Here is a 6443-nt window from a genome sequence, read left to right as displayed (position 1 = left end):
GGAACCGCGGCGGCCGCCAGCCGCTGAAGAACCGCCTCGAGGAGCGCTTCCGCCGCCGCTACGACCAGTAGCGCACCGCACCGCGCGAGACCGGAGCGTCAGGCCCGGCGGGCGTCCCGCCGCCAGAACCGCGGCAGCCGCGCCGACCAGCCGCCCACCCGCCCGCGCACGTCCGCGACCAGGGACGCCGGCCAGAAAGCCGCCCGCAGCCGCTCCCGGCTATCGACGCTGCCGGCCAGCGCACGCCGCGCCTCGCGCAGCGCGCCGTCCAGCCCTTCGTCCTGGCCGGACGTCGCGGGGCCGTAGCTCGCCCGTTCCTCCGCGCGCGCCAGCCGGCCGACCGCCGCGGCCCCCGGCCCCGCCGGCATCCGCCCGGCGAGCGCCCGCCCGGCCTCGCGCGGCGTCCAGGCCGGATCCCGCGTCACCCCGAGGTCGTCGGCGGTGGCGGTCAGCTCGTCCCACAGGGCGGTGGCGGAGCCGTCGGCCAGCCGGCGACGTCGCTGCAGCAGCCGCAGCCCGGCGGGCGCGACACCCATCCCTGCCGCGAGCAGGCCGAACCCGACGACGAGCGGCCAGGTGCGCGAGTCCTCGGCGCCCGCGTCGGCGGCGCCCCCGAGGTCGCCCAGGCCCAGGTCCACCTCGGGGATCTGCGACTCGGCGCCCAGCCCCGGCGCGGGGGCGGGCAGCGCCGCGATGTCCGGGCGGTCCTCGAGGGCGAACCGCGGCGCCCACGGCAGGTCGGCCCGCCGGTCGCGGTCGATGGGCGTGGGGTCGAAGGGCACCCAGCCGACCCCGACGAAGTACACCTCGACCCAGGCGTGCGCGTCGTCGGTGGTGACGATCCGGCTGCCGTCGTCCTCGCGCGTGCCGGGCGTGTACCCGAGCGCCACCCGCGCCGGCATGCCCGCGGCGCGCACCATGACCGCCATGGCCCCGGCGTACTGCTCGCAGTAGCCCTGCCGCTCGGCGAGGAAGTTGACGAGGTCGTCCCCGCTGGTGCCCGGCAGCGTCGACAGCGCGTAGCGGAAGCCGTTGCGCCGGTCGGTGAGGAAGTCGAGGATCCGCCGGACGCGGTCGTAGCCGCCGTCGACGCCGTCGACGAGCTCGGCCACCTGGCCGGTCACCCGCTCGTCGAGCTCGGGCAGCGCGGTGTAGCGCATCTGCAGCGGGTGGAACTCCTCCAGCGGGGGCGCGGCCGCCAGCAGCTCCGGCGTGGGGCGGGCCTCCGTCGCGGTCACCTCGTAGCGCCGGTCCTCGGTGGTCACCCGGTGCCCGACGGCGGTGCCGGACGTCGGGTCGAACCACCACCCCTTCCCGCCGCCCTCCATGCGCACCTCGGTGGGCGAGACGGGCATCGGCAGGAACCTGTCGTCGTGGTCGAGGACCTCGATCGCCGCCGCGACCGGGCGGCCGATCACCGGCGGGTGCTCCACCGGCAGCTCGGCGTCCAGCGGCAGCTGCGCCGACAGGCCGGCCAGCGACCACCCGCCGGCCGCGTCGTAGTGGTCCACCGTGACCGCCCGCAGGTACCCCGGGTCCTCGTCGTCGGTCTCCACCCGGAGCAGGTCCACCGGGTCGGGGAGCGAGAGCTGCCCCACCATGGTCGCCATCGGGTTCAGCGCGGTCCCGGTGGACGACGGCCCACCCGACCCCTGCTCGAGCCATCCCTCCGACAGCGTCGGGAGCAGCCCGCCGCCGAGGACGCCGACGACGAGCGCGGCCAGCGCGATGCGCGTGGCGCGCCCGGCCCCGGCGCCGCGCACCCCACCGACCCGGATGCCCGTGATCCGCCGGGCCTGGTCGGCCCAGAGCAGCAGGGCCAGGCCGGCCGCGGGCGCGACCACCGGCAGCAGGCCGATCCCGCCGGTCAGCGTGAACACCGGCACGCAGAACAGGGCCAGCAGCGCCAGCCCGGCGACGCCGCCCTGGCGCCCGGCCACGGCGACCAGGTCGACCAGGACGGCGACCAGCCCGACGAAGACGGCGACGAGCGCCAGCAGGCCGGTCACGGGCAGGGCGGGGGCGACCTGCTCGCGGACCTCGTCGGCGCCGGCGGCCAGGACGTCCAGCAGGTCGGCGGTGCTCGCGCCGGTGGGGACGACGCCGGCCATCGCCTCGTCGGGCGCGAACCGGGCGGTCAGGTAGGCGGCGAGCGCCGCCAGCTGGCCCACCGGCACGAGGACGGTGGCGAGGCCGGCGAGCCACCCGGGCAGCGGCCGGTCGGCACGGGACTCGACGACGGCTCCGGCCGCCCGCAGCGCGAGCCCGGCGGCCAGGACGACGAGCACGACGTCCACCGCCGGCCGCAGCCAGGCGCCCGCGGCGAAGACGGGGGCGAGCGCCAGCGCGCCGAGCAGGGTGGCGACGGCGGCCGCGACCGGGGTCCGCACGTCCACGTCGCGCAGCGCGTCGCGCACCGTCCCCGTCACGAGGCGGCTCCCGCGCCGGACGGGACGGGCCGGCCGGCCAGCGCGGCCCAGACCTGGGGGAGGGGGTCGCCCGCCCGGGCCACCGCGACCTGCCAGCCCGCCGCCCGCAGCACCGCGGCCGCCTCCGCGCGCTGGTCGGCCAGCGCCGTCATCGCGGCGGAGCCGCCGGCCCGCTGCCCCTGGACCGACGCCGCCCAGCTCCCGAGGTCGAGGAGCACGGCGAACGCCGCCGTCGACCCCTGCCGGATCCTGGCCAACCGGATGAGGTCGCCCGGGCCGAGTGCGCCGAGCAGGCAGACGACCTGTCCGTCACCGCCGCCGCGGCTCACCGCCTCGAGGCCCGAGCCGAGCTCGGTCCGCCGCGACGCCGCCACGGTGGCGAGCCGGTCGAGCAGCTCGCCGGACCGGCTCCCGCCGGTGCCGACGGCGCCCACGAGCTCGCCGGACTCGGTGACGATCCGCACCTCCGTGCCGCGCCGGGTCAGCTCGACGGCGATGCCGGCGGCGGCCTCCACCGCCCACTCCAGGCTGTCGTCCACCTCGGCGTCGCGCCGTCGCGAGAGGAGGTGCGCCGGAGCGCGGGTGTCCAGCAGGATCGTCGTGCGCGCCCGCCACGGGCGCTCCTCGAGCCGGACCTTCAGCTCCCCGGTGCGCGCGGTCGCCCGCCAGTGCACCTTGCGCAGGTCGTCGCCGCGGCGGTACTCGCGGATGCTCACGTCGTCCTCGCCGTGCACCGCGATCGAGCGCCGTGCGCCCTCGCCGTCGTCCCGACCGTCGGTCGGACCGGTCGGGCCCAGGGGCTGCACCCGCGGGACGACGAGCAGCGTCCCGCCGCTGGTGCCGGTGGTGCTGCGTTCCACCAGGCCGAAGGGGTCGACCACGCGTACCCGCAACGGCCCGAGGGCGTACCTGCCGCGCCGGGCGGGGACGACCCGGTAGCGCAGCGCCGTCCCCCTGCCGGTGGCCAGCCTGGTGACGGTGAACCGGGGCGCAGGACCGAGCGCCTCCGGCAGCTGCTCGGTGAGCAGCCAGATCCCGGTGGCGCGCCGGTCGGCGGCGGACACCTCGAGCACCACCTCGGCGGCCTGGCCGCGGGAGACCCGAGCCGGGGTCACCGTCCGCTGGACGGCGATCCGGAAGCGCTCCCGGGAGACCACGAACGCCGACAGCAGGGGCAGGACGAGGACGAACGTGGCCAGCTGCACCATCGGCTGCTCGCCGAGCAGGGCGCCGACGGCGAGGAGCGTGAGCCCGGCCGCGAGCAACCCGCGTCCCCGGCGCGTGAGCGCGGTGCGCGGGCGTCCGGGCGCGGCCACGCCGGTCAGCGTCCGCGGGGGACCGGGAGGGTCGCCACGAGCTCGGCCACCACCTGCTCGGCCGTGCGCCCCCCCGCGGCGGCGTCGGGGGTCAGCAGCAGGCGGTGGGCCAGCACGGGCCCGGCCAGCTCCTTGACGTCGTCGGGCAGCACCAGGTCGCGGCCGGCCACCGCCGCCGATGCGCGGGCCGCTCGCAGCAGCTGCAGCCCGGCGCGCGGGGAGGCGCCGAGCCGCAGCTGAGGGGACCGGCGGGTCCCCTCGACGAGGTCGACGACGTAGCGGCGCACCGCCTCGGAGACGTGCAGCCGGCCCACGGCGGTGACCAGGTCGCGGACCGTCGCGGCGTCGGCCACCGGCTGCAGGCCGGCCAGCGGATCGGTCGTGGCGCGCTCGTCCAGCATGGCGAGCTCGGCGTCGCGGTCGGGATAGCCCATGGAGACCCGGGTGGTGAAGCGGTCCCGCTGCGCCTCGGGCAGCGGGTAGGTGCCCTCCATCTCGAACGGGTTCTGCGTGGCCATGACGAGGAACGGCCGGGCGAGCTCGTAGCTCACGCCGTCGACGGTGACCTGCCGCTCCTCCATGCACTCGAGCAGCGCCGACTGGGTCTTCGGCGAGGCGCGGTTGATCTCGTCGGCCACGACGACGTTGGCGAAGATCGCGCCCGGCTTGAACTCGAACTCCCGGGACTCCTGGTCGTAGACCGCCACCCCGGTCACGTCGCTCGGCAGCAGGTCGGGCGTGAACTGGATCCGGCGGACCGTGGCGTCGATGGAGGCGGCCAGCGCCTTGGCCAGCGTCGTCTTCCCGACGCCGGGCACGTCCTCGACGAGCAGATGGCCCTCGGCGAGCAGCGTCACGAGGGTCAGCCGGACGACGGAGTCCTTGCCCTGGACGACCCGGCCCACGTTCGCGGCGATCCGGCCGGCCGCCGCGGCGACGTCGACCGGCGGCCCGGCGGTGCCGTCGGACGTGCGCGTCACCTCCGTCACACCGAACACGGTACGTGGCGCCGGCCGCCGGAGGGCCCGTCCGCGGTGGGGGAGCGGTGGGGAGCGTGGCCCCGACACGGTGCGGAGTGGTGTCCAGTGGGGCGTAGTGGGTTACTGTGTCGTCCGGTGGGGAGGCAGGGACCGGTCAGGGGTCGCTGACGAGCCATGGGAGGACTGATGCAGGGGGTGATCCGGTGTTCGTCGGCAGCTACCCCCTGCGCCTGGACGAGAAGGGCCGGCTCGCCCTCCCTGTGCGCTTCCGCGACCAGGTGGCCGACGGCATGGTGATCAAGAAGGGCCAGGAGCGCTGCGTCTACGGCCTGACCATGGCCCGGGTCGCCGAGCAGAGCGCCGCGATGGCCGCCATGGCGCCCTCGGACACCGCCCGCGCCCGCATGGCTGCGCGCATGAGCTTCGGGTCGATGGTCGAGATCGAGCCGGACAAGACCGGCCGCATCACCATCCCCGCCAGCCTGCGCGAGTACGCCGGGCTGGACCGCGACGTCGTCGTCGTCGGTGTGGACACCCGCTTCGAGATCTGGGACGCCGGCAACTGGGAGGCCTACGTGGCCGAACTGGAGGCCGCGTACGCCGACCTGGAGAGCGAGGGGATGCCGACGCTGTCGTGATCCCGCGAAGGCCGCCCCACCCGCCCCCACCGGGCGCCGGCGAGCAACCGAACGAGCCGCCTTCCCCGCGGCTCGACCGGACCGGCCCCAGCTGCCTTCCCCGCTGCTGGGTCCATCCCTCCCCGGAGCCCCTCCCCGGACGGGTCGGCGACCTCCCCGCGCTCCCGCGGGGCGCCACCTGGCGCTCTTCCCCGACGCCAGGCGACGCCCCGCGGGGGCCGAGGAACCGCTCCGGACGGAATTCCGCCCCACTGCACCCCACTCGCCCCACCCCGCCCCACCGGAACCGCCGCGTCCCCTCGAGGGGCGGCACCCGCGGCACCATCTCCGGAGCACGACCGGACCTCGGAAGGCAGGAACGATGAGCAGCACGGATGCTGCGGCGCCGGAGCCCGCGCGCCCTCCCGTGCACGTGCCCGTCCTGCTCGACCGCATCGGCGAGCTGCTCGGCCCCGCCTGCGCCGCCCCCGGCGCCGTGCTCGTCGACGCCACCCTGGGCCTGGCCGGCCACTCGATCGCGCTGCTCGACCTCCATCCCGGGCTCCGGCTGATCGGCCTGGACAGGGACCCCGAGGCGCGCGCCGAGGCCGCCCGCCGGATCGAGGCCGCCGGCCACACCGACCGCGCCACGCTGGTCCCCGCCGTCTTCGACGAGCTGCCCGACGTCCTCGACCGGCTCGGCATCGCCGAGGTGCAGGCGGTCCTGTTCGACCTGGGCGTCTCCTCCCTGCAGCTGGACAAGGCCGAGCGCGGCTTCAGCTACTCTGCCGACGCCCCGCTGGACATGCGGATGGACCCCGGCACCGGACGCACCGCCGCCGAGATCGTCAACACCTATCCGCCGAAGGAGCTGGCCCGCGTGCTGCGGGTCTACGGCGAGGAGCGGTTCGCCTCCCGGATCGCCGCCGCCATCGACCGCGAGCGGGCCCGCGAACCCTTCACCAGCACCGCCCGGCTGGCCGACCTGGTCCGCGACGCCATCCCGGCCGCGACCCGCCGCACCGGCGGGCACCCCGCCAAGCGCACGTTCCAGGCGCTGCGGATCGAGGTCAACGACGAGCTCGGCGTCCTCGAGCGGGC

5 protein-coding genes are annotated in these 6443 nt (G+C 76.9%); 2 read left to right on the top strand and 3 right to left on the bottom strand.

From position 1 onward, the window contains the following. Positions 1-98: 98 nt before the first annotated feature. From A6V29_RS07160 to A6V29_RS07150, 3 genes are read right to left on the bottom strand one after another with little or no spacing between them, the layout of a single operon-like run. On the bottom strand, positions 99-2429 hold the full coding sequence (locus tag A6V29_RS07160; RefSeq protein ID WP_249933084.1) for a transglutaminase TgpA family protein: 2331 nt from the start codon (positions 2427-2429) through the stop codon (positions 99-101). Continuing rightward, positions 2426-3745 (bottom strand): DUF58 domain-containing protein, encoded by a 1320-nt coding sequence (locus A6V29_RS07155; protein WP_137159668.1) that lies wholly within the window; start codon positions 3743-3745, stop codon positions 2426-2428. The genes A6V29_RS07160 and A6V29_RS07155 overlap by 4 nt, the downstream gene beginning before the upstream one ends. A 5-nt stretch (positions 3746-3750) precedes the next feature. Beyond that, entirely contained in the window at positions 3751-4734 is a 984-nt protein-coding gene (locus tag A6V29_RS07150; RefSeq protein ID WP_137159667.1) for an AAA family ATPase, read from the bottom strand. A gap of 194 nt (positions 4735-4928) precedes the next feature. Here A6V29_RS07150 and mraZ point away from each other — a divergent pair, with 194 nt between their 5' ends. Both mraZ and rsmH read left to right on the top strand, forming a co-directional pair. Then, positions 4929-5363 (top strand): division/cell wall cluster transcriptional repressor MraZ, encoded by a 435-nt coding sequence (gene mraZ, locus A6V29_RS07145; protein ID WP_135144682.1) that lies wholly within the window; start codon positions 4929-4931, stop codon positions 5361-5363. A gap of 361 nt (positions 5364-5724) precedes the next feature. Beyond that, a partial coding sequence (rsmH, locus tag A6V29_RS07140; protein WP_249933083.1) for a 16S rRNA (cytosine(1402)-N(4))-methyltransferase RsmH occupies positions 5725-6443 on the top strand: 719 nt, incomplete at its 3' end.

It is taken from the genome of Blastococcus sp. CCUG 61487, from assembly GCF_005222955.1.
Taxonomy (GTDB): domain Bacteria; phylum Actinomycetota; class Actinomycetes; order Mycobacteriales; family Geodermatophilaceae; genus Blastococcus.
The sequence above is the reverse complement of the archived record's forward strand: the minus strand, read 5'-3'. Positions and strand labels throughout refer to the sequence as shown.